The sequence below is a fragment of the Geothermobacter hydrogeniphilus genome (genome assembly GCF_002898515.1).
Taxonomy (GTDB): Bacteria; Desulfobacterota; Desulfuromonadia; order Desulfuromonadales; family Geothermobacteraceae; genus Geothermobacter_A.
On the sequence record NZ_PPFX01000022.1, the window covers coordinates 1 to 23312 of the forward strand.

21 protein-coding genes are annotated in these 23312 nt (G+C 61.3%); 7 read left to right on the forward strand and 14 right to left on the reverse strand.

Annotated elements, in window-relative coordinates:
* The coding region (locus C2E25_RS17870; protein WP_233189400.1) for a hypothetical protein at nt 1-286 on the forward strand (286 nt) is incomplete at its 5' end.
* Nucleotides 287-555: 269 nt separating this feature from the next.
* Here the strand turns inward: C2E25_RS17870 and C2E25_RS17315 are convergent.
* Nucleotides 556-849, reverse strand: a complete 294-nt coding sequence (locus tag C2E25_RS17315; protein WP_146032944.1) for a hypothetical protein — start codon at nt 847-849, stop codon at nt 556-558.
* Between the two features lie 584 nt (nt 850-1433).
* Here C2E25_RS17315 and C2E25_RS10295 point away from each other — a divergent pair.
* Entirely contained in the window at nt 1434-2741 is a 1308-nt protein-coding gene (locus C2E25_RS10295) for an integron integrase (protein ID WP_420094628.1), read from the forward strand.
* A 794-nt stretch (nt 2742-3535) separates the two neighbouring features.
* Here the strand turns inward: C2E25_RS10295 and C2E25_RS10300 are convergent.
* From C2E25_RS10300 to C2E25_RS10320, 5 genes are all read right to left on the reverse strand, one after another.
* Entirely contained in the window at nt 3536-4261 is a 726-nt protein-coding gene (locus C2E25_RS10300) for an ABC transporter ATP-binding protein (protein ID WP_103115661.1), read from the reverse strand.
* A complete protein-coding gene (locus tag C2E25_RS10305; RefSeq protein WP_103115662.1) occupies nt 4261-5058 on the reverse strand; it encodes an ABC transporter ATP-binding protein in 798 nt (265 codons plus the stop codon). The genes C2E25_RS10300 and C2E25_RS10305 overlap by 1 nt, the downstream gene beginning before the upstream one ends.
* 211 nt (nt 5059-5269) lie before the next feature.
* On the reverse strand, nt 5270-6283 hold the full coding sequence (locus tag C2E25_RS10310) for a branched-chain amino acid ABC transporter permease (protein ID WP_103115663.1): 1014 nt from the start codon (nt 6281-6283) through the stop codon (nt 5270-5272).
* A 4-nt stretch (nt 6284-6287) separates the two neighbouring features.
* The gene (locus C2E25_RS10315) at nt 6288-7199 is read right to left on the reverse strand and encodes a branched-chain amino acid ABC transporter permease (protein ID WP_103115711.1); all 912 of its coding nucleotides are present in this window, start codon (nt 7197-7199) and stop codon (nt 6288-6290) included.
* Nucleotides 7200-7592: 393 nt separating this feature from the next.
* The gene (locus C2E25_RS10320) at nt 7593-8762 is read right to left on the reverse strand and encodes an ABC transporter substrate-binding protein (protein ID WP_103115664.1); all 1170 of its coding nucleotides are present in this window, start codon (nt 8760-8762) and stop codon (nt 7593-7595) included.
* A 400-nt stretch (nt 8763-9162) separates the two neighbouring features.
* On the opposite strand from C2E25_RS10320, the gene priA reads away from it, so the two are divergent.
* The 4 genes from priA to C2E25_RS10340 all read left to right on the forward strand — a co-directional run bounded on the left by priA (nt 9163) and on the right by C2E25_RS10340 (nt 14577).
* The gene (gene priA, locus C2E25_RS10325) at nt 9163-11358 is read left to right on the forward strand and encodes a replication restart helicase PriA (RefSeq protein WP_103115665.1); all 2196 of its coding nucleotides are present in this window, start codon (nt 9163-9165) and stop codon (nt 11356-11358) included.
* A gap of 132 nt (nt 11359-11490) precedes the next feature.
* Nucleotides 11491-12645: a murein transglycosylase A gene (locus C2E25_RS10330; RefSeq protein WP_199177408.1), complete on the forward strand. Its 1155-nt coding sequence runs from the start codon at nt 11491-11493 to the stop codon at nt 12643-12645.
* A 156-nt stretch (nt 12646-12801) separates the two neighbouring features.
* Entirely contained in the window at nt 12802-13656 is an 855-nt protein-coding gene (locus tag C2E25_RS10335; RefSeq protein WP_103115667.1) for an HDOD domain-containing protein, read from the forward strand.
* 249 nt (nt 13657-13905) lie between these two features.
* Nucleotides 13906-14577, forward strand: coding sequence for a YqgE/AlgH family protein (locus C2E25_RS10340; RefSeq protein WP_103115668.1), 672 nt, complete (start codon nt 13906-13908; stop codon nt 14575-14577).
* Here C2E25_RS10340 and C2E25_RS10345 read toward each other — a convergent pair.
* The gene (locus tag C2E25_RS10345; RefSeq protein WP_103115669.1) at nt 14509-14778 is read right to left on the reverse strand and encodes a hypothetical protein; all 270 of its coding nucleotides are present in this window, start codon (nt 14776-14778) and stop codon (nt 14509-14511) included. The genes C2E25_RS10340 and C2E25_RS10345 overlap by 69 nt on opposite strands.
* Before the next feature lie 192 nt (nt 14779-14970).
* On the opposite strand from C2E25_RS10345, the gene C2E25_RS10350 reads away from it, so the two are divergent.
* Nucleotides 14971-15156 carry a DUF4177 domain-containing protein gene (locus C2E25_RS10350; protein ID WP_233189401.1) on the forward strand — a complete coding sequence of 62 codons (186 nt, stop codon included), beginning with the start codon at nt 14971-14973 and terminating at the stop codon, nt 15154-15156.
* Nucleotides 15157-15404: 248 nt separating this feature from the next.
* Here the strand turns inward: C2E25_RS10350 and trpS are convergent, their stop codons facing one another.
* The 7 genes from trpS to gspL all read right to left on the reverse strand — a co-directional run bounded on the left by trpS (nt 15405) and on the right by gspL (nt 23311).
* On the reverse strand, nt 15405-16370 hold the full coding sequence (trpS, locus tag C2E25_RS10355) for a tryptophan--tRNA ligase (RefSeq protein WP_103115671.1): 966 nt from the start codon (nt 16368-16370) through the stop codon (nt 15405-15407).
* A gap of 10 nt (nt 16371-16380) precedes the next feature.
* Nucleotides 16381-16623, reverse strand: a complete 243-nt coding sequence (locus C2E25_RS10360; RefSeq protein ID WP_233189402.1) for a hypothetical protein — start codon at nt 16621-16623, stop codon at nt 16381-16383.
* A gap of 311 nt (nt 16624-16934) precedes the next feature.
* The gene (gene lon, locus C2E25_RS10365; protein ID WP_103115672.1) at nt 16935-19409 is read right to left on the reverse strand and encodes an endopeptidase La; all 2475 of its coding nucleotides are present in this window, start codon (nt 19407-19409) and stop codon (nt 16935-16937) included.
* Nucleotides 19410-19534: 125 nt separating this feature from the next.
* Nucleotides 19535-20527: a DUF3187 family protein gene (locus tag C2E25_RS10370; RefSeq protein WP_103115673.1), complete on the reverse strand. Its 993-nt coding sequence runs from the start codon at nt 20525-20527 to the stop codon at nt 19535-19537.
* Between the two features lie 2 nt (nt 20528-20529).
* Nucleotides 20530-21393, reverse strand: coding sequence for a type II secretion system protein GspN (gspN, locus tag C2E25_RS10375; RefSeq protein WP_103115674.1), 864 nt, complete (start codon nt 21391-21393; stop codon nt 20530-20532).
* On the reverse strand, nt 21393-21920 hold the full coding sequence (gene gspM, locus C2E25_RS10380; RefSeq protein WP_103115675.1) for a type II secretion system protein GspM: 528 nt from the start codon (nt 21918-21920) through the stop codon (nt 21393-21395). Before gspM ends, gspN begins: the two co-directional genes overlap by 1 nt.
* A complete protein-coding gene (gene gspL, locus C2E25_RS10385; protein ID WP_103115676.1) occupies nt 21917-23311 on the reverse strand; it encodes a type II secretion system protein GspL in 1395 nt (464 codons plus the stop codon). Before gspL ends, gspM begins: the two co-directional genes overlap by 4 nt.
* Between the last annotated feature and the right edge of the window lies 1 nt (nt 23312).

Below are 23312 nucleotides of genomic sequence, written 5' to 3' on the forward strand. Positions count from 1 at the left end.
CAATAATGGTAGAAACTTTTTCATGTTCTTTTTCCTTTTTATTAATGGGCTAACGGTCGTGATAAGCGGCGGCGACGGGACGTTACCGTTTACCACCGAGATTATTGATTTTGCTTTTCGGGAAGCACACAGCTATTTCCGTCCGCTTGATTGCATGGTTGTACGGCCATTCTACGGAGACGATCTGACTCAAATCTTACTGGGCCGGTGGCGTTGCTTTTATGCCTTTGACTGCAATTGCTTTTTTCAGTTTTTGACTGATTTGCCTCTTTTGTTTGGCCTGTAAAATTTCAGCTTTCAATCAGGCCTTTTGTGAATTAATTGCCTCAATTTTCTTTATTGATTATCGGAACCGTAGATCGTTTCTTGGTCAGTAAAATCTTCGGCTTTCAAACGCAAATTATTGATTCGTAAATTTCGCTTTTATATTTTCAAGCCGTACAACGGTTAAAGATAACCGGCTGCGACGGGTCGCTGTAATTCGTAGAGACCTTTTCGAGAATCGCACATGTATCAACAGTCCGGTTCATTATTTTGTTATACGTTTTTGATTTCTCACAAGTTATCAATGATTTTTTGTATTTCTTGAATAGATAGGTGCGTGTATTTACAGTAAAAATCTACAGTATTTACGGAGGAATTTGAGTTGTTGTTAATACCTGCAACTGATTTATAGTTGCTAACTTTTGCACTAATATTGCCTGGTTCAAGTCCTGTAATTTTAGACATTTCACGACAATATTCCATTTGTTTTCCACGAGGGAAATTTTCAGTTTCAAGTTTTTTAAATATGATCAAACAGCGAAGCTCATTTTCGTTGTTCCATAGTGAAGTTTCTCTGTAGCTCATATTTTTTCTCCATTATTTATTTTTGCGTATAACGAACTACGATAACCGGATGCGTCAGCATTCCGTGTTGATTGGCTGGTTAGTTTGCGCCGCCGCATAAGAGGGAGGACAACATGGGGAAGAAACCGAGAGTCCGTTTTTGCTGGTTGTGTGGAAGAAAGTTACGCGGAAACCATTATGTTGAGACTGTTATTGACGAGCACCCGCGCATTATGCACAAAGCCTGCGCGAGATACGCAGAACAGGAACAGGCAAAAGATTTAGAAAGGGACCGTGGCTGGATTTAGACATAGCAAACTAACAGGGAATAGGCCGAATCGGTAATTTGTCGATGGGACCGCTTCGGCATTTTCGCGATGGGGCCGAACGACCTATAATTAGGCATAATAAGGCGTTCAAACCGTTGAAAATATGGAGGGATTTCTGGTTTGGTGGGGTCATCATCTCCCCCTCCCCAAAAGATGATGTTCATCTCACCCTAAGGAAAAATATTGGGGTTGTCAATCTTCCATTTAACTGAAATCATGATATTTTATCCACCTGAGGGAACAGGATGTTCCCGGTTTTCCCATGGAGGGTGACAGATGGATTCACGAAAAACGCGCATCAAAAAGTCGTCGGAAGAATTCTGGCGCGGTTACCGAGACCTTCTCTCCCGCAGGGGGGTTGAAAGCACAAGAATCACCCACTACCAACGCTGGGCCGTTGATTTCGCCCGCGCCTTTCCCGGCGTGTCCCTTCGCTCCCGCCAGCCCGAACATGGCAGGGTCTACCTGGAAAATCTCAGGCAACGTGAGAACGTCCATGACTGGCAAGTTGCCCAGGCGCGCGAGGCCGTGGCCATGCTCCTCTATGATTACCTCGGACTCCCTCGACGGCCCGGAGATCATCAGGCAGCGCTCCCGCCCGTCAAACCCTACCGCAGGATGCCCATAGCCGAAGACGCTTCCTGGCTTGTCGCCGTGCGTCAGGAACTGCGCTTGCGACACTACTCGAAAAGAACCGAAGAGGCCTACCTCTCCTGGATGAAGGCCTATCTCGGCCACAGTGGTGATGAAGACCCGGGCAAGCTCGGGGCAGAAGAGGTGCGGGCCTTTCTCACTTACCTTGCCGATAAACGCGAAGTCTCTGCCAATACTCAGAAGCAGGCGCTCAATGCGCTGGTTTTCCTCTATGAGCAGGTCCTCAAGCAGCCCCTTGAGGAGGATCTGGATTTCGCCCGGGCGAAGAGAGCGCGCAAACTGCCGGTGGTGCTCAGCCGCTCCGAGGTTGCGGCCTTGCTGGCGGAGCTGGAAGGGACCACCGGCCTGATCTGTCGCCTCCTCTACGGCGCCGGGCTGCGATTGATGGAGGGGCTGCGACTACGCGTCAAGGATCTCGACTTCGACCAGGGGCAGCTGCATGTGCGTGACGGCAAGGGCGGCAAGGACCGGGTGACAGTGCTGCCGGGGCAGCTGGTCGCTCCCCTGCGCGAGCACCTGGAGCGGGTTCGCAACCTGCACCAGAGGGATCTCGCCGCTGGCCTGGGGGCGGTGTGGATGCCGCCGGCGCTGGCGCGCAAGTACCCGAACGCCTGCCGGGAATGGGGCTGGCAATACGTCTTCCCGGCGCAGGCCCTGTCGGTCGAGCCGCGTAGTCTGGCGACTCGCAGGCACCATGTCCACGAATCGGCGATCCAGAAGGCGCTCAGGCAGGCGGCCCGCCGCGCCGCCATCGCCAAGCCGGTTTCGCCCCACGTGCTGCGCCACTCCTTCGCTACCCACCTGCTCGAGTCCGGCTACGATATCCGCACCGTGCAGGAGCTGCTCGGCCACGCCGACGTCAAGACGACGATGATCTATACCCACGTGCTGAACAAGCCGGGGCTGGCGGTGAAAAGTCCGCTGGATTGAAACGCCGGGCGCTGCGCTGATGGTGGATGGACGCTGGACGATAAAATCCGAGGTTCGAGGTTTGACGATTTAACAGCTCGCGACGCGACCAGGCCATTCCCCGTAACACTGAGTAGCGGCGACCGCGACGCTCTGCCGGAAAAAAGTCCCAACCGCGGTACAGCGGCGAAAGTTTGCAGTGTCCTCATCAGGAGGTACTGACCATGCCCGCCGCCGGCGCCAGCTTTTTTGCTTACTTTTTCAGCACTGGAAAAAGTAAGTCGGCGGCCGGCCGAGACCGGCGAAGTTAGGGTTGTTTCCTGTACAAGGGGGACAGTCCCTTTGACCCAGAGGGACTGTCCCCTTCGGGCCTGAAATCTGAAGACCGTCAACACCGGCGGGGGCGCCCGCCAGCGCCTTACTTTTCTTGCCTGCCCAAGAAAAGTAAGCAAAAGAAGGGCACCCCGACGCAGCCACCCTGGCGGGTCCCTTCACTCCGTTGCGCGCCTGCGGGAGGCAAAAAAACTCGGCTGTTGCCTCAGACAGTTTTTGCCTCTCTTTCCGCAGCCTCTCCACTCCGTTCAGTGGCTTGCTGACGGGGATTAACGTCGCTGGAGGCTGGACGAACGAAGATCGAGGTTCAGACAGGCAAAACCTTCCCGGGGTTTGTGGTCAGGTCTTGAGGGATAAAAGTCACGTGTGCTGCTTTCGCAAGTTTCCATGCCGTGTGCCGGGAGCTGGTAAGAGTTCGCTAAATTGAAAAAGGGCAGGCTCCCGCGGGGCCTGCCCTTGAAATTATTATCGTCTCCCTGCTCCTACCCGCCCAGATACGCCTTCCTCACCTCCGGATTGCCGGCCAGCTCTTCGCTGGTTCCGGACGCGGCGATGGTGCCGGTGTCGAGGACGTAGCCGCGGTGGGCGATGTCGAGGGCGAGCTTGGCGTTCTGCTCGACCAGCAGCAGGGTCATGCCCTCTTTGTTGAGCTTCTTCAGGGTGCGGAACAGTTCGTACTTGAGCACCGGCGCGAGGCCCATGGAGGGTTCGTCGAGCATCAGTGCCCGGCAGCCGGTCATCAGCGCCCGGCCGACGGCGAGCATCTGCTGTTCACCGCCGGAGAGCGATTCGCTGCGCTGTTTGCGGCGCTCGGCGAGGCGCGGGAAGAGGTCGAAGATGCGCTGGTAATCCTTGTCGAGGTCGGCATCCTTGTCGCGCGAGTAGGTCGCCAGTTCAAGGTTCTCCATCACCGTCAGGTTGCCGAAGATGTGGCGCCCCTCGGGAACCAGGGCGAGCTTGAGATTCTTGACCACATCGGAGGGCGCGGTGTCGAGGATCGATTCGCCCATGAAGCGGATGTCACCGCCGACAACTTTGGGAGCTTCGGGCGGCGCCAGGCGGGCGATACTGTAGAGGCTGGTGGTCTTGCCGGCACCGTTGGCGCCGATCAGGGTGACGATTTCCCCTTCCCTGACATCGAAGGAGATGCCGTGAAGCGCCTGGATATTGCCGTACTTGACCTCGAGGTTTTCAACTGAGAGCAGCATCAGATGTTGTCGTCTCCGAGGTAGGCGGTGATGACCGCCGGGTGGTTGCGGACCGTTTCGGGTGTTCCTTCGGCGATGGTCTGGCCGAAGTCGATGACCTTGATCTGTTCGCAGAGTTCCATCATCACGTCCATGTGATGTTCAATCATCCAGATGGTGACGTCGAAGCGGCCGTGAATCCAGCGCACCAGCCGGATCAGGTCCTTGACGTCGGCCGAGTTGAGTCCGGCGGCCGGTTCGTCGAGCAGCAGCAGCTGCGGGTGGCTGGAGAGGGCGCGGGCGATCTCAAGTTTGCGCTGGGTGCCGTAGGGCAGGTTTTTCGGATACTCATCGGCGAAGCGCAACAGGTCGAAGACCTCCAGCAGTTCGCGTGCTTCCCGCTCGACCTCGTCCTCCCGCCGGCGGTAGCGGCCGCTGCGGGCGATGGCGTGGAAGAAACCGTAGCCGAGTCGGCCGTGCTGGGCGACGCGGATATTGTCGAGGACCGACATGTCGTTCCACAGTCGGATGTTCTGAAAGGTGCGGGCGACGCCGAGACCGGTGACCTGGTGCGGCTTCATCCCTTTGGTATTGCTGCCGCAGACCAGGATGTCCCCCTCGCTCGGCTGGTAGAAACCGCTGACCAGGTTGAAGACGGTGGTCTTGCCGGCGCCGTTGGGACCGATCAGGCCGGCCAGCTCACCATGCTTGAGGGTGACGTTGAAGTTGTTGACCGCCGTCAGGCCGCCGAAGCGCTGGGTCAGACCGCGTACTTCGAGTACCGGGGCGGTGTTCGTATGTGTCTGCGTTTGGGTCATAGTGTCTTATTTCACCACAAAGCCACGGAGGGCACATTGCAGGGCAAAGAGAATTTTAACGGAGAGACAGGGCGATGCAGAGGTGGGGAGAACCCTTTGAATTTCAAACGCCCCAAAGCTTTTTTCTTTTCTCCGCGTTTCTTGCCTCTCAGCGACTCTGCGTTAAAAATGGCTTTTTCTTTGTTCTCTGTGCCTTAAGTGGTGAATCCTCTTACTTGAACTTGTAAAACCGCTTCAGCCAGGGGAACATGTCCCCCAGTTCCTTGTTGCCCATGATCCCCTCGGGGCGGAACTGCATGAGAATGATCAGCAGCAGCGGGATGACGACCCACTTGATGATCTGCAGCGGCCGCAGCGCTTCCAGCAGCAGGGTGAACAGCACCGCCGAGAGGATCGAGCCGGAGAGCGAGCCCATGCCGCCGAGATAGACCATCACCAGCGCTTCGGTCGACTTGAGGATGTTGAAGCTGCCGGGGTTGACATAGCCGATGACGTAGGCGAACAGGCCGCCGGCGATGCCGGCGACGCCGGAGGAGACCATGAAGCTGATGGTCTTGATCTTGTTGGTGTTGACGCTCATGATCTCGGCCGCGACCTCGTCCTGGCAGATGGCGGAAACGCCCTTGCCGAAGGTCGAGGAGAGATAGCGGCGCAGCAGCCAGACCGAAAAGACGGTGAAGAGGAAGACCCAGATCGGCATCCACGGCAGGTAGGCGACATCCTCCATGGCGTTGATCACCCGCTTCATGCCCATGAAACCGCGCGAGCCGCCGATCACGCCGAGGTTCTCGATCACGCTGATGATGATGTAGTTGGCGGCGATGGTGATGATCGCCAGGTAGTCGCCGCGGGTCTTGTAGCTCGGGATGGCGACCAGCAGCCCGGCCAGGGCTGCCGCCACGCCGCCGGCAAGGACGATAAACGGAAAGGCGTAGATGGCCAGCGAGGGGTCGAGCAGCGGCGCGCCGAAGACCTTGTCCTTGGCGAACAGCAGCACGCCGAGAATCGAGCTGACGTAGGCGCCGACGCACATGAAGCCGGCGTGGCCGCAGGAGAACTCGCCCATGTAGCCGTTGACCAGGTTGAGGCTGGTCGACATGATGATGTTCACGCCCATGAACATCAGCACCGAGAGGGTGTAGAGGCCGATCATCTCCTCGTAGGCCATCCAGGTGATCAGTCCGCCGGCGAGAATCAGGAGAATATGGAAGGTATAACGGAGCATAAATTCAGATCTTCGTTGTTTTCGCCACCCCGAACAGTCCGGTCGGCTTGAAGGTCAGGATCACCAGCAGCACGGTGAAGCCGATCAGGTCGCGGAAAGTCGAGGGGAAGAAGGCGACCACCATGATTTCCACTGCGCCGAGCAGGAAGCCGCCGATGAAGGCGCCGCGAATATCGCCGATACCGCCGACCACTGCGGCGATAAACGCCTTCCAGCCGATCAGCGCCCCCATGTAGGGCTCCAGTACCGGGTAGCTCATGGCGAACAGGATGCCGGCCAGCCCGGCGAAGGCGGAGCCGAGGACGAAGGTGACGACGATGATGTTGTCCATCGGGATACCCATCAGCGGCACCGCGAACTTGTCATAGGAAATGGCGCGCATCGCCATGCCGACCCTGGTGCGGGTGACCACCCAGTGCAGAAAGGCGAACACCAGGAAGGCGGAGATGATGACGGCGATTTTCAGGTTGGTGAAGCTGACCCCGCCGATGGTGTAGACGGTTTCGTGAATCAGCGGCGGGAAGGCCTTGCGGCTGGCGCCGAGAATCGCCAGGTTGCCGTTTTCGAGGATCAGCCCGGCCATCAGCGCGGTGATGACCACGTACAGGCGGTGAGCGCCCTTGCGTCGCAGCGGTCGGTAGGCGATCCGTTCGAGGGTGACGCCGACCAGCGAGGTCAGCACCATGGTCGCCGGGATGGTCAACGCCAGCGCCGCCCAGCCCGGCAGCCCGAGGGTGGTGAGGGCGAAGCTGGCGACGAAGAAGGCGATGTAGGCGCCGACCATGAAAATATCGCCGTGGGCGAAGTTGATCAGGGTCAGCACCCCGTAGACCAGGGTGTAGCCGAGGGCAATGAGGGCATAGAAGCTGCCCCACTGCAGGGCGTTGATGACGTTTTGGAGTATGGAAGCGAGCATGTTGTCCAGCGGCTGAGGAAAGTGCACCACCTGCTGCGTTACGCTTGCCCGGACCCCTTCGACGTACCCTTGGTAGGCCTCAGGCTTCCGGTTTGCGCAAGCCTTGCATCTGGTACCCTTTACTCAGCCGTTCACCGTTTCGTTGGAAGTCAATACCGATGGCGTCGCAAAAATTCACCAGCAGCTGCGTTGCTGCGTTTATCTCGCTGCTTCAACGTACGCAAGTACGTCTCATTGCTTGGCAAACGCGCGCCTTGTTTTTGCTTAGCCAACATCATTTTTGCTTTCTTGCGAAAGCATCAATGCCACATTTCAAGGAAGCCCGGTGGGTCGGGCAGCCGACCCACCGGGTTGTAACCTCATTTCTGCTGTTTTGTCAAATCAATCGTGGTTTTATTCCGGGCAAACCGATTCCTTGAACTCGAAATCGCCGCTCTGGCTGATCTGCACCACCACGGCGCACTTGACCGGGTCGCCCTGTTCGTCGAATTTCATGTTGCCGGTGATGCCGGCGAAACTCTTGATGGCGGAGATGCCGTCACGCACGGCCTTGCGGTCGCGACGGAGCTTGCCGGTCAGTTTGCCGGCGTTCTGGATGCCCTTGAGGACGACGCGGGTGGCGTCCCAGGTCAGGGCGGCGACGTCATCCGGGGTGTAGCCGTATTTCTTGGTGTAGCGGTCGATGAATTCCTTGGTGGCACCCTTGGCGCCGGCGGCGGCGTAATGGGTCGAGAAGTGCAGGCCCTTGCAGTCGTCGCCGCAGAGGGTCATCAGTTCGGAGGAACCCCAGGCGTCGGAGCCCATGAACTCACCCTTGTAGCCGAGCTTGCGGGCCTGCGGCACGATCAGCGCGACCTGGTTGTAGTTGTCCGGCACGAAGATGAAGTCCGGCTTGGTGGCGATGATCTTGGTCAGCTGGGCGGAGAAATCCTGGTCCTTGGTGCCGTGGGATTCAAAGGCGAGGACGGTGCCCTTGCCCATCTTCTTCTCGAATACGTCGCGGAAGATCTCGGCCAGGCCCTTGGAATAGTCATTGGAGAGATCGTAGAGCACCGCCGCGGTCTTGGCGTGGAAGGTTTTGACGGCGAAGTTCACGGCCACCGGACCCTGGAAGGGATCGAGGAAGGCGGCCCGGAAGACCCAGGGACGATCGTAGGTGGTGTCCGGGTTGGTCGACCAGGGGCTGATCATGACGGTCTGGTTGTCGTCGGCGACCTGGCCGGCGGGAACCGCCTGCTTCGAGGAGTTGGGGCCGATCATCGCCAGCACCTGGTCTTTCTCGATCAGTTTCAGGGCGGTGGTGACGGCCGACTCGGCCTTGGCCTCGTTGTCCTCGTAGATGAATTCGAGCATGTATTTTTTGCCGCCGACGTCGAGGCCGCCGGCGCCATTGATGTCGGCCTTGAGCATTTCAGCGGAGAGTTTCGAGGATTCGCCGACCTTGGGGATGTCTCCGGTCAGCGGAATGTTGAAGCCGATCTTGATGGTGTCGGCGGCCCAGGCCGGAGCGGTCAGCAACAGGGCGAGGGTGGTCAGCAACAGGGCGAAGGTTCCTTTTTTCATCGTCTCCTCCTACAGGTGATGGGGATACAGGCGCCGCGACCATCCGGCCGCGAAACATCTGCGGAAAAAGCACTGAAGCCGTTGCGGCGTTGCCGGTCGAGAAGGGTCCTCTCCCGAGCAACAGTGCATAATGTACACGATTTACCGTGGTTATGGGACACAAAAAAAGGGAATTTTCGTTTTTTAAAAAAATGTTTGATTTCCCGGCCATCGGCAAGGATACCCCCCTCAATCCCCCCTGTTGAACAGGGGGGAAGCAAGCGTAGCGCAGCAGGGGGGTGTGATCCTGTTGTGGGCAATGACTAAATTTTGTTACCCGCTGAGCAGATTCTTGTTGATGAGTTACCGGCTGTGCAAAGCCGGTGGTCGGGACGGATTGATTGCGGTAAGATGACGAACCATGTCCGATTCCCGTCTGATTGCCGAAGTCGCGGTGGCCGCGCCGCTGAAGAAAACCCTGTCCTACCTGGTTCCGCCCGAGCTGGCCGCCGCGGCCCGTATCGGGGTGCGGCTGCGGGTGCCCCTCGGCCGCCGCCGGGCGGTCGGCTTCCTGCTCGAACTGAGCCGCGGCAGCGGCGAAGGTCTCAAGGCGATCGCCGAGGTGCTGGATGACGAGCCGCTTTTCCCGCCCGCGCTGATCCCCCTGTTCCGTCGTGCCGCATGCTATTACCTGCACCCCCTCGGCCAGGTGATCGCCACCGCGCTGCCGGCCGGTCTTTCCGGACGCGGCAGCGCGCCGCCGATTCTGCGCGAGACCCTCTACGCGCCGACCGGGGATGAGAGCGAGCCGCCCGGCCGTCGGCAGCGGCAGATTCTCGACTGCATCCGCCAGGCGAAAGAGGTCAGCCTGACGGAATTGCGCACCCGCTTCGACGCTCCCCACGCGCCGTTGAAACGCCTGCTTGAGTTGGGGCTGATCAGCGCCCGGCAGCAGGAACGGCTGCGTGATCCTTTTCTGTCCTGGCCGCTGCAGCCGGAAACGCCGCCCGAACCGGCTCCGGCCCAGTTGCGGGTGCTGGAACAGTTGCGTCCGCTCCTGGAGCAGGGCGGTTTCCGCTCCGCGCTGCTGCACGGGGTGACCGGCAGCGGCAAGACCGAGGTCTACCTGCGGGCGATCGAAACGGTTCTCGAGCGCGGCCGCCAGGCTCTGGTGCTGGTGCCGGAAATCGCCCTGACCCCGCAGCTGGTGGGTCGTTTCCGCAATCGCTTCGCCGGCCGGGCGAAAATCAGCGTACTGCATTCCGGTCTCTCCGACGGTGAACGCTATGACGCCTGGCGGAACGTGGCCCGCGGTGAGGCCGATATCGTCATCGGCGCGCGCTCGGCGATCTTCGCGCCGCTGCCGGAGCCGGGGCTGATCATCGTCGACGAGGAGCATGAGACGAGTTACAAGCAGTCGGAGGGGTTTCGCTACAACGCCCGCGACCTGGCGCTGCTGCGCGGCCAGCAGCAGGGCGTGCCGGTGCTGCTCGGCAGCGCCACCCCGGCGTTGCCGAGCTATCGCCGCGCTCTCGACGGGGAGGCGTTGCTGCTGCAGCTGCCGGGGCGGGCCGCCGGTCAGCCGCTGCCCGAGGTGGAACTGATCGACATGACCGCCACCCCCTTCAGGACCCTGCTTTCCGATCCCCTGGCCGGTGCCCTGGAAGCCAACCTGCAACGCGGTGAGCAGAGCCTGGTGCTGCTCAACCGGCGCGGCTTCGCTCCCTACCTGCTGTGTGCCGACTGCGGCCGGGATTTCCGTTGTCCGAACTGCGAGATCAGTCTCACCTATCATCGCGGCCGGCTGCTGCTGCGCTGTCATTACTGCGATTACCAGCTGTCGCCGCCGGAATCCTGTCCGCGCTGCGGCGGCAGTCAGCTCGACCCGGAAGGGGCCGGCACCGAGCGCCTCGAACTGGAACTCAAGGAGCGTTTTCCCGAGGCGCGACTGGCGCGCATGGACCGGGATACGACCACCGCCCGGGGGGCGCATCGCCGGTTCATGGAACGGATGCTGGCCGGCGAGATCGATATCCTGGTCGGCACCCAGATGATCGCCAAGGGGCATGATTTCCCCGGGGTGACCCTGGTCGGGGTGGTCAATGCCGACGCGACCCTCAATTTCCCCGATTTCCGCGCCGGAGAGCGGACCTTCGCCCTGCTGTCGCAGGTGGCCGGGCGGGCCGGACGGGGGACGCTGCCCGGGCGGGTGCTGATCCAGACCTACGCGCCGGAACACTATGCCCTGCAGCATGCCGCCAGCCATGATTATGCAGGTTTCTACCGCCAGGAGCTGGCCCTGCGCCGTGAACTCGGCTATCCCCCCTACGGCTTCCTGGTTAACCTGGTGCTCAGCGGCAACGATCCGCAGCGGGTCGAACGGGCGGCACGGGAGCTTGCCGGACGGCTGCTGCCGTTGCCGGCCGGTGCCGAGCTGCTCGGTCCGGTGCCCTGCCTGCTGGCGAAACTGCGCGGCAAGGCGCGGATGCAGATCCTGCTCAAGGCGGCGCAGCGACCCGCGTTGCGCCGCGCCCTCGATCGTTTTGAGCAGCTTGCCCGCCCGGTGCCGAACGGGGTGTCGCTGGCGGTAGATGTCGACCCGGTGGATATGTTTTAAGGCGAGGTTCGAGGCTAAAGGCTAAAGGCTAAAGGCTAAAGGCTGAAAACTGAAAACTGAAAACTGGGACCCGAAGGGGACAGTCCCCCTCCTTTAAGGGGACTGTCCCCTTTGGGATAAGAGATGGTGCGGATGAAAAAAATATCCTGGTTCAGTCTGCTGTTGTCCCTGTTGCTGCCGGCGGCCTGCGTCAAGGCGCCGCCGGAGAAGCCGCCGGTGGCGGCACCGGCGGCGGTGCCGGTCGACTGGTCCGACGTCGAGGGCTGGCTGCGGGACGATCCGCGGCCGGCGCTGGAGGTGTTCAGGCGGGGCTGCGGCGCCCTGCGCTGGCGGAGCGGATGGGAACAGGTCTGTGCCCGCCTGTCCGAGCTGGAGAACCCCACCGAGGTCGATGCCCGGCAGTTCTTCCGGACCTGGTTCCAACCCTGGCGGCTGCAGCAGGAGGACGGCAGCGCGACCGGTCTGCTGACCGGCTATTACGTTCCCGATCTGCGCGGCAGCCGCACGCCGGATGAGCGCTACCGTTATCCCCTCTACGCGGTGCCCGATGACCTGCTGGTGATCGATCTCGGCGATCTCTACCCGGAACTCGGCAGTTACCGTCTGCGCGGCCGGCTCGACGGTCGGCGGGTGGTCCCGTACTGGGACCGGGCGGCGATCGACGCTCATCCCGAGCGGCTGGTCGGCAAGGAACTGTTCTGGGTTGATGACCCGGTTGAACTCTTCTTTCTGCAGATCCAGGGATCGGGTCGGATCCTGCTGCCGGACGGTGAACGGGTGATGGTCAACTATGCCGACCAGAACGGCCATCCCTACCGGTCGATCGGCAAGTTGCTGCTTGAGAAGGGGGCCATGACCCGCGAGCAGATGTCGATGCAGAATATCCGTGCCTGGGCGTGCCGCCATCCCGACCAGGTTGCCGCGCTGCTGGAAGAAAATCCGAGCTATGTTTTTTTCCGGGAACTCGGCCCCGAGTTTCAGAGCCCGCCCGGCGCTCTCGGCATTCCGCTGATGCCCGAACGCAGCCTGGCGGTCGACCCCCGTTTCGTGCCCCTGGGAGCACCGCTGTTTGTCGCCACGACCTGGCCGGTCGGTGATGCCCCGCTGTGGCGGCTGATGGTCGCCCAGGATACCGGCGGCGCCATCAAGGGGCGGGTGCGGGCCGATTTTTTCTGGGGCATGGGGGCCGAAGCCGGCGCCCTGGCCGGCCGCATGAAACAGGATGTCCGCCTCTGGCTGCTGCTGCCGCGAGGCGTGACGCCGCCGTCGGTCAAGGGTGAGATGTGAGATGGGGGAAGTAAGCAAGGGGACAGTCCCCCTCCCTCAAGGGGACTGTCCCCTTTGTCCTGTGAACACCTGTTTTGATATGGACAAAAATCTTTTAAGTTTCTGTTCCGCAGGTCGATATGAGAGATAGACCCTTTTACGAGTGAGGTTTCCACTATGGGTACTGACTTGCAGGCTGTCGTCAATGCCATTGGAGATTTGCCGCCAATGCCGGTGGTTGCGGTCAAGGTTCTTGACTTGCTGCAGAAACCGACCACCACGGCCGACAAACTGGCCGAAACCATATCCAGCGACCAGGCGGTTTCCGCCCGGGTGCTGAAAATCGCCAATTCCTCTTTCTACAGTTTGCGTCGCCAGGTGACGACCCTGGAACACGCGATTGTCATCATGGGGGAAAAAACCCTCAAGAGCCTGGTGCTGGCATCGAGCCTGAAGGGGATCAACAAGTCCTTCGGGCTGATGGAGAAGATGCTCTGGGAGGATTCCCTCGGCTGCGCCATCGGCTCGCGCATGACCGCTCTCTGGTTCAAGTCGGCTGATCCCGAGGAGGCTTTCCTCGCCGGCCTTTTTCGGCATATCGGCAAGATGATGCTGAACAACGTCGATGCTGAAAGTTTCCGTTGCGTTCTCGAGGGGGTCTACAACGGCGAGGGCAGTGAAGACGACCTCGAAGCCCAGTATTTCCCCTTCGGCCACGCGGTGGTCGGCGAGGCGGTGCTGGACAAGTGGAATTTTTCCGCCGACATGACGGAAGTGACCCGTTATCATGACAATATCGAGAAGATTGACGCCGTCGAAGAGCCGGCGCGTTACCGCCTGGCGGCCACCGTCAACCTGGCCGACGCCATGTGCCGCAAGCTCGGCATCGGTCGCCGGGAACCGGAGCCGGACCTGGAACTGGCCCTGACACCGGGGGGCAGGGCCCTGGAGGTCGAGCCGGACCAGGCCGAGCAACTGCTGGAAGAATTCCGCGCCTTCTTCGAAAAGGAACGCGATACCTTTCTTGCCTGACCCGGGATTCCCGGTCGGACAGTCCCTTCTTCGGCACGGTATGGTAAAATCCTGAATCAGTGAATCCCTTGTCGGCGGATAGCACAAGTCATTGATCTGCCTGAGTTTCCCAAAAATCACCAGCGAACCTATGGGTGCGCTTCAGATTTTTGAAAATCTCATTCAGACCAAGCACTTGCACTCTCCATCCAACAGGAACTCACTGATTCAGGAAAGTGAAATCGTTACCTCCGCCCGAGGAGAACCCGCATGTCCGTCCATTACCTGCTCGCCGTGCTGCTGTTGAGTGTCCTGCTCTGTCCAGCCCCGGCGGTTGCCCTCGATCCGGCTCCCGGCCGGTTGCTGGTGGCCCGCCAGGGGCTGAAAGATCCGCGTTTCCAGAAAACCGTTATCCTGCTTCTCAGGCATGATGAGCAGGGCAGCGTCGGCCTGATCCTCAATCGCCCGACCCGCTTCAGCCTGGCCCGGTCCTTCCCCCAGTTCGATAAGGTCTTCAGCGGTCTGCGCGGAGCCCTCTGGCTGGGGGGGCCGGTGTCGTCGCGCTCCGCCCTGGTGTTGCTGGAAAGTGACAGTCCCCCGCCGGGATCGCGGCCGGTTTTCGGTCGGGTCCACGTCACCGGCGTGCGGCAGCTGGTTCTCTGGCTGCAGGCGGACCACCGTCAGGAACGGTTTCGGGTCTATGCCGGTTCGGCCGGATGGGCGCCGGGGCAGTTGGAGGCTGAATTGCGACGGGGAGACTGGGACGTGGCGCCGGCCACCGAGGAGACGATCTTCGGCCGCAATCCGCACCGCCAGTGGCAGCAGGAGCAGGATGTGCGGCCGCTGCTGATCCGCCGGTCGCCGGAACCTGGTTCAGAGGGGAATCCGGCGCTTTTTGGCGTAGGCGCGGACAACCATCGCGGCCTGGTTGAGGCGGGATAGTTTCATGTTCTTCGCCTTGACCGCCGGGACATCCTCCAGGGGAATCTGCTCGGCGCGCAGCTCGCGGGTGACGATGGCGAGATGGGTGAGGATGGTTTTCAGGTCGGCCGGGGTGTATTGTTTGAGGCCGCTCTGGCTCAGGCTGGTGAAGCCGCCGGCGATGTCCTGGGCGAGTTTCTTCGGTGATCCGGAAATAGCCATGTTTCCCCCCTTGAAAAGAAGCGATCGACAGGTGCCGTCAGGCGCCAGGAAAACCTTTTTTAACGGAGAGCCGCTGAGAAGGAGAGAACGCAGAGAAAGTCAAAGCCGGCTTGAGATTTTTAAACCCCAACAGGTTTCTCTCCATCTCTGTCCCTCTCCGCCTCTGCGTTAAATGAATCCATTGAATGAGAAATGAAAATGCAACCGGTCAACTACAAGGTTATCGAGCTTACCACGGTCACCGACGAAAGTCTTGAAGAGGTTCTCAACCAGTGGAGCGGCGAGGGCTGGCAGCTGGAGTCGATCCAGTTCGCCATGCGCGAGTCGAGCCGGCGTCCGGCGATGGCCTTCGTCATCTTTATCCGGAAAGAGGGCTGAAGGGGAAAGACACCAGTTTCCAGTCTTCAGTTTTCAGCCTTGTGCCAACTTCACGGGGACAGTCCCCTTTAAGGAGGGGGACTGTCCCCGTCGGGGATGGGAAGGGGGACGCACCTGCGGAGCCAGTCCCCGGCCAGCCTCGAACCTCGAACCTCGATCCTTGAACCTTGAACCTTGAACCTTGAACCTTGAACCTTGAACCTTGAACCTTGAACCTTGAACCTTGAACCTTGAACCTTGAACCTCTATTAATACACCAGCCCGGTTTTTTTCCGCACCTTGCGCAGGGTCTTCCAGGCGATGGCGCGGGCGCGTTCGGCGCCGGCGGCGAGGATGCTGCGGATCTCGTCCGGGTTGGCGAGCAGCTCTTTGCGCCGCTCCGTATAGGGGGCGAAGGTGTCGCGGATCTTCTCGAACAGTTCCTGCTTAACCTCGCCGAAGCCGAGCCCACCGGCCAGGTAGCGGGCCCGCAAGGCCTCATCCTCCTCTTTGTTCAGGAACAGCCGGTAGACCTTGTAGACGTTGCAGGCGTCCGGGTCTTTCGGCTCCTCCACCGCGATCGGCGCGGTGACGATGCGCATCACCTGCTTGCGCAGCGGCTTGTCGTCGAGGAACAGGTCGATGGTGTTGCCGTAGCTCTTGCTCATCTTGCGCCCGTCGAGGCCGGGGATGGTGGCGACATTGTCGTCGATGTCCGGCTCCGGCACGGTGAAGATATCGCCGTACTCGTTATTGAACTTGATGGCGATGTCGCGGGCGACCTCGAGGTGCTGCTTCTGGTCCTTGCCGACCGGCACCGTCTCGCTCTGGTAGAGCAGGATATCGGCGGTCATCAGCACCGGGTAGGCAAACAGACCGTGATTCGGCTTGATCCCCTGGGCGACCTTGTCCTTGTAGCTGTGGCAGCGCTCCAGCAGCCCCATCGGGGTGAAGTTGGAGAGCAGCCAGGTCAGCTCCTGCACTTCGGGCACATCCGACTGCACCCAGAAAACCGACGTTTCCGGGTCGAGGCCGAGAGCGAGGAAATTGGCCGCCGCCTCCAGGGTGCCGCGGGCCAGAACCTTGCCGTCACTGAGCGAGGTCTGGGCATGGTAGTTGGCGATGAAGCAGAAAAGTTCTTCCTGCCGCTGGTAGGCGATCATTTTCTGCATCATGCCGAAATAGTTGCCGAGGTGCAGTGATCCTGACGGCTGGATGCCGCTTAAAACTCTCATCGGTGTCTCCTCAATCCTGTCCGTTGCCCGGCGCGGTGGCGCCAAGCATGTTGGCCAGCTGCAGCAGCTGTCCGAGATCGATGTCGCTTTCGCGGATCAGGCCGAGGATCACCGGCAGCAGGCGGGGCAGGAACCCGGGATCCTTGATCGCCTCGGTGCCGAGTTCCGGCAGGGCCCTGAGGATGAATTCCTTCTTTTCGTCCGCCGACAGCGTGCTGACGGCGGACATCAACTCTTCGATCGTTTCACTCACAAAAAAACTCCTTGGCGCCTCGCGGCGCTTGCTCGGATAAGGGTTGAAAAAACGGAATCCTAAACCGCGACCGGGTTTTCAGGCAACTTTTTTCATTGGGCAAAGGCGATTGGGCCGCCAAGACGCCAAGAACGCCAAGAAAACCGTTTTCAACGGAGAGTCGCTGAGATGGAGAGGGCGCGGAGAAAGGCATAAGATCTTTTTTGGGGTTTTAAAATCCAGAAAATTTTCTCTCCACCTCTGCCCCTCTCCGTTAAATTTGCCTGTGAACTTTCTTGGGGCCCTTGGCGCCTTGGCGGCAAACCCGCTTTTCAGGTCTTGCTTCTCCCCTTGCCGAATGCGATCCGGAACACCTCCGGGTACTCGCTGACGAAGTGAACTGTGAGTCCTTCCTTCAGGAAGTCGGGCAGCGCGTCGTAATCGTTGCGGTTGGCGGCGGGGAAAATCAGGGTTTTCAGGCCGACGCGGCGGGCGGCGATGGTCTTCTCCTTGACCCCGCCGATCGGCAGCACCTGCCCGGTCAGGGTCAGTTCGCCGGTCATGGCGAGGTCGGCGATGACCGGCTGACCGAGGATCATCGACAGCAGGGCGGTGGTCATGGTGATGCCGGCCGAGGGCCCGTCCTTGGGGGTGGCGCCGGCCGGGACGTGGAGGTGGACGAAGTGCTTGTCGAACCAGCCGTCCTCGGCGCCGAAGCGTTTCAGCTGGCCCATGGTGTAGGAATAGGCGATCTCGGAACTTTCGACCATCACCTTGCCGAGCTGGCCGGTCTGCTTGAAACCCTTGGACTGGCTCTGCACCGCGGTTGCCTCGATCTGCAGGGTGGCTCCGCCCATACTGGTCCAGGCCAGGCCGGTGACCACGCCGGGAACCCCCTTGAAAACCTCGTCCGGGGAGAAGAGCGGTTTGCCGAGGTAGTCGTCGAGGTCACGCACCCCGACGTTGAGCGATCCCTCTTCGCCGCCGGCAAACACCATCGCCGCCTTGCGCATGATCTTCCGAATGCGGTTTTCGAGGTTGCGCACCCCGGCTTCACGAGCGTAGCCGTCGATGATGGCGCGCAGGGTGCGGTTCGGGATCTTGACCTGCCCACGCTTCAGCCCGGTCGCTTCCAGGGCCTTGGGGATCAGGTAACGGCGGGCGATCTCGACCTTTTCTTCGAGGATGTAGCCCGACAGGCGGATCAGTTCCATGCGGTCGAGCAGCGGCGCCGGGATGGTGTCGAGCTGGTTGGCGGTGGCGATGAACAGCACGTTCGACAGGTCGAAGGGGACATCGAGGTAGTGATCGCGGAAGCTGCTGTTCTGCTCCGGATCGAGGACTTCCAGCAGCGCCGAGGCGGGGTCGCCCTGGAAGCTGGCACCGATCTTGTCGATCTCGTCGAGCATCAGCACCGGGTTGGCGGTGCCGGCACTCTTCATCGCCTGGATGAACTTGCCCGGCATGGCGCCGATATAGGTGCGGCGGTGTCCCTTGATTTCCGCCTCGTCGCGCATGCCGCCGAGGGAGAAACGGAAAAATTCGCGCCCCAGGGCGGCGGCAATCGACTTGCCGATCGAGGTCTTGCCGACTCCGGGCGGGCCGACCAGGCAGAGGATCGAGCCGGAGATGTCGCCCTTCATCTTGCCGACGGCGATGAATTCGAGAATCCGCTGCTTGACGTCATCCAGCCCGTAGTGGTCCTTGTCGAGCTGTTTTTTGGCCCGTTTCAGGCTGTAGCGATCCTTGCTGAAACGGCCCCAGGGGAGGATCGTCAGCCAGTCGAGGTAGGTGCGGCTGACGTTGTATTCCGGTGACGAGGGTTCGAGCAGAGAGAATTTTTCCAGCTCGTCCTGAACCGCCCGTTCGGCCTCCTCGTTGAGGGCCAGTTTTTGCAACCGCTGCTGGAATTTTTCGATCTCGCTGGTTTTGCCTTCTTTTTCCAGGCCCAGTTCCTGCTTGATCGCCTTGAGCTGTTCCTTGAGGAAGAACTCCCGCTGCTGGGCCGAGATCTTCTCCTCGATCTGCTTGCTGATGCGGGTCTGCAGGCGGGAGACTTCCAGCTCCTTTTTCAGCAGTACCAGCACCAGGTCAATGCGGCGACGGACGTCGAAGGCGGCGAGGATCTCCTGCAGTTCCTGGCCGTCACCGCTGGTCAGGTTGGCGGAAAAATCGGCCAGCCGCCCCGGGTCGTCCATGCTGGAGCGGCCGAGGAAGAGCTTGATCTCCTCCGAGTAGAGGGGATTGATCTGCACCAGCTCCTTGAGGGTGGTGATGATCGCCATCGAATAGGCCTTCAGCTCCTGGTTGACCGAAAGCTCGGGGGTCGGGTGATAGCTGACCCGGGCGAACAGGCCGTCGGGGGTGGTGGCCGCCTCTTCGATGGTGAACCGTTCCATGCAGTTGATCAGGAACTGGATGCTGTCATTGTCGCGATTGATGACCTTGACGATTTTGCCGGCGACCCCGACCTGGTGCAGGTTGGCCGGCACATCTTCGTCCTCCAGGTCCTGCACCAGCACCAGTCCGAGGGCCTGCGAGGGGGTCTTGAGGGCCCTGTCGACGGTTTTGATCGTCTCTTCACCGGAGATGGAGAGGGGGATCAGCAGCCCCGGGAAGGCCGGTCGCGGCCGCAACGCGATCAGTGGCAGACCGTTGGGCAGCACCTCGCTGGCGAGAATCAGGCCGCTGTCGGCCTCATCGAGCAGTTTTTCCAGCTCCGCCTGATCGTTGTCGACCTCGGGCTGGTCGTCGCTCAATGCGTCTTGCGGACCGACGGGGGGATCCTGGTCAAAAGAATCGGACATGGGAGACGCCTCCAGATGAGAACTTGTTCCGGGCGAAAGTAATCAGTCGCAAGGGGCTTGTCAAGGTTCAGAGCTGATGCTTTCGCAAGAAAGTCAAAATGGTTCCGGCTAAGCAAAAAGCGCTATCAGAAGCGGTGTCGCAGCGCCAGGTGAAAAACAACATCGGGAGCGGTGTCGACCACGACGTCCTCGACCACGGCGGCTTCGAGAACGGTGGCGGGGCCGAGGCCGACACTGCCGCCGATCGCCAGCTGTCCGGCGAACTGGTCCAGTTCCTTGAAGTCGCTCTGTTCGTAGAGGGGGGTATGGCCGTCGAACTGCAGCTGCAGGCCGAAGCGTGACCAGGGCTGCAGACCCAGGCCGAGGGAGACGGTTCCCGCCAGGTTGCGGCGCTGGTCGGGCAACAGGTCGCCGTCGGTGCCGTACAGGACGCCGCTGCCGCCGTAGAGCAGCAGTTCGCCGGCGGCGGTCGCCCAGCGCTGTTCGCCGCTCAGCCAGAGGGCGAGATCCCAGCTGCCGCTGCCGAGCAGTCGGTCGCTGTCGCCGGTCGGGATCTTCAGGCCGGCGCGTAGCGCCAGGCGGCGGTCGGCCCGAATGTCCCGCCAGCACTGCCAGGCCGCCTGCAGCGAGAGATCGCCGATGCCGCTGCTGCTGGTGTCACGGCGGAAACCGGAGCCGTCGAGACGGCTGTAGCTGTAGTCCAGGCGGTTGCGCGGCGCCCGGTCGCGTCCACCCTGGGGCAGTCCGAAGAAGTCGTGCCAGTTCTCGATGAAGCTGTCGAGCGATCCACCCCGGTGGCTGAGCAGGGGCAGGGCGACGCCGATTTCGAAGTCATCGCCGATGCCGTAGACACCGGCCAGTTCCAGGCGGTAGGTTTCGCCGTCGAAGCGCAATGCTTCGTTGCTACGGACACCTTCGGTGAAGTTGCTGACGATATCGACCGTCGCCTGCAGCCGCAGGCTGCCGGTATCGAGAACCCGGGCCGGGGCCAGGGCGGGGAGGCCGAATCCGAGAACCGCCGGTGACAGGTTGCGGGTCTGCAGCGGCTGCAGGGCGAAACCCCAGGTGAGAGTCGGCAACAGCCACAGCAGAGTGGTGATAAAGAAGGCTAACCGCATGTCTACCTCGTTCTGAGTGCGTTCAGTGGACCGCTGAGGCGCAGTCGGTAGCGGCCGTCGCGCCCCGGCTTGCCGAGCAGGTTGAGCAGGTCGCGCAGGGCCGGGTCAAGAGCCGCGGATGGTTTCAGCTGCAGGGTCAGGTTCAGGCGACTTAAGGCCGGAGTGCGGCCGAGGGTCAGGCTGCCGCTGCCGGCCGCTTCGATATCGCCGCCGGAGGCCTCCAGGGTGGTGATTTTCAGGGTCGCGCCACGGCCGCCGGCTTTCAGCCTGATGCGGCCGAGATTGAGCCGGTCCCTGGCGGCGCCGAATGTCTTCAACCCGACCAGGGCGGCGTTGTTCAGGGTCAGTTCGAGGTCGGAACTGTTTCGACCGGCCAGCGGCAGCCGGCCGTTGAACTGCCCGCTTTCGATGACCGCGACCACCTGCAGCGGCAGCCGCGGACCGAGTGATTCGCTTAATTGCAGGCCCTTGAGCCGCAGGGCGATATCCCCCTTGCGGTGGACGGTCGCCCACAGCTTGCCTGACATAACGCCGGTTTCCAGGTCGAGACCCGGGTTGCTGCCGAAGAGGCTGGTCCAGGCCGGGGTCAGGGTCAGCCCGCGCAGCGGGATCGGCGGGTGGGGCAGGTTGGGGATCCTGACCTCCATCCCGGCGGCGTGCAGGCCGAAGGGGAAGGCCAGCGCCGGACGGTCAATCACCATGTGCAGCCCCTGTTTGGCGGCGGACTGGACCAGCCGATCGGCCAGCGGTCTGACCGGCAGGTTGACCCAGAAGGCGACCAATGCCGCCAGCAGACCGCAGAGCACACAGAGCAGAACCTGGCGTTTGTTGTCGGTGCCGATGCGGGGCAGGTTGAATCGGGCCATCAGCTGCTCCTGCCGTAGCTGTTCAGGGTGAGAACCACGTCAAGCCGGCTGGGATCATCGAAACGGGTTTTGATCCGCAACTGGGCGGTCTGCAGCGTGCCCCTGGAATTCTCCACCGCGTACAGCAGCCGGACCAGCTGGTCGAGGGCGAGCCGTTCCAGTTTGACTTCCACCGATTCGCGCAACAAGGTGTCGTCGCCGGTCAGCGGTTGCGGCCGCAGATAGACGAGTCGGTCGCGGGCACCGATGCCGGCGGCGGTGGTTTCGACAAAGGAAATCAGGGAGAAATCACCGGCTTTTCCGGCCTGCCGTTCGATTCGGTCGGCGGCCGATTTGAGCTGACGATATTGCTGCAGCAGCGATTCAATGTCATTCATCTGCCGCTGGCTGGAGGCGATGCGGGTATCGAGCCGCTGCAATGCCTGGCGGTAGGGGACGATGATGCCGAAGGTGACCAGGGTCAGCAGCACGGCCACGCCGCCTATCGCCAGGGCCCAGCGTTCCCTGAGGGTCAGCTCACGGCTCATGAGGCACCTCCGGGGGCGGCGAAGCTGAGCTGCAGGCGGAACTCGACCCGCTCATCACTCGACTTCTGCTTGGTGTCGCTGATCTTGACTTCGCTGAACAGGGGAGACGTCTTGAGGCTGCGGGCGATCTGGGTGACGGCGTCAAAACTGTCGGTCGATCCGCCGAGCCGCAACCCGGTCGGGCTGTAGCTGTATTCGCGGATGTCGAGTTTGAATTTTGTCGGACAGCGGGCCGAGACCTCTTTCAGCACCTGCAGGGCGCTGCTGTTGCCTGTCCCCAGGCGGGATTGTTTCTTCTGCAGTTCGCGGATCTTGGCCTGCAGCTGCAGCGGCACATCGACGATCGCCTTTTCCCCGGGGAAGGTCTGCAGATATTGTTGACGCATCGCCTGTTTGAGTTGAACGAGGCGATTGCTGCGCTGGTGATACTGGACCCCGGCGCCGGCGCCGAGCAGCAGCAGGGTGGCTGTCAGCAGCGCGGCCGCGCCCAGCAGCCGCCGCTTGAGTGCCTGCCACTCGTTTTTCAGGGCGAAGGAACCGCTGCGGAAATTGAGGCCGGCGTTTTTCTGACCGGCGATTCCCAGGGCCAGGGCGGCGGCGGGCAACTGCCCGGCCGGGACCCGGTTGCCGGCACAATCGAGCTGCGGGGTCGCGACCTCCATGCCGGCGGCCCGCAGCGCCGCGGCCAGTTCGCTGTCGGCCTCCTCACCGAGCAGCATGACGTTGCGTTGCCCGGGGCAGTTGCCGAGCAGGATGCGCCCCTGGCGGAGGATGAACTCCACCTGGTCGATGCTGCGCTGATCGCCGAGACGCGGTCTGACGCGCAGATCCTGCAGAACCCCGTCCCTGCTCAATGCCAGGCTGATTTCCGACCCGCTGACGCAGACCAGCAGTCCGTCATTCAGCTGATCGGCCAGCCCGTCGTGCCAGGCGAAAGGCGCCAGGCCGATAAAGCCGAGCGGCTCGCGATCGTCATCGAACGGGTCCAGCAGCTGTTCGATGACGGTGGTCGGCAGGGCGGCGGCGAGAATGGTGTTTTCCGCGGCCGGGGCGGCATTGAGGCGAACCTGGCGAACCTGGTAGTCATCGAGTTCACAGGGCAGCTGACAGGACAGTTCCGCGGGGGTGGCGGCGGCGATTTTGCGGGTATCGTGAAAGGGGAAATCGAGCCAGCGGATCAGGGCGCTGCTCGCCGGCAGGCAGACCGCCAGCCGGTCACCGGCATCGAGGGGACAGCCCAGGGCTTCCCGCAACTGTTCATCGAGCGGTCGTTGCGGGTCGCGGTCAAGCTCGGCGAGCTGGTCAAGCCGCGTTCCACCCCTGACGCTGCCGGCGACGGCCAGCTGCCAGGGGGTGACACTGGTATCCAGGGCGATGATTTTGCGTCGCATG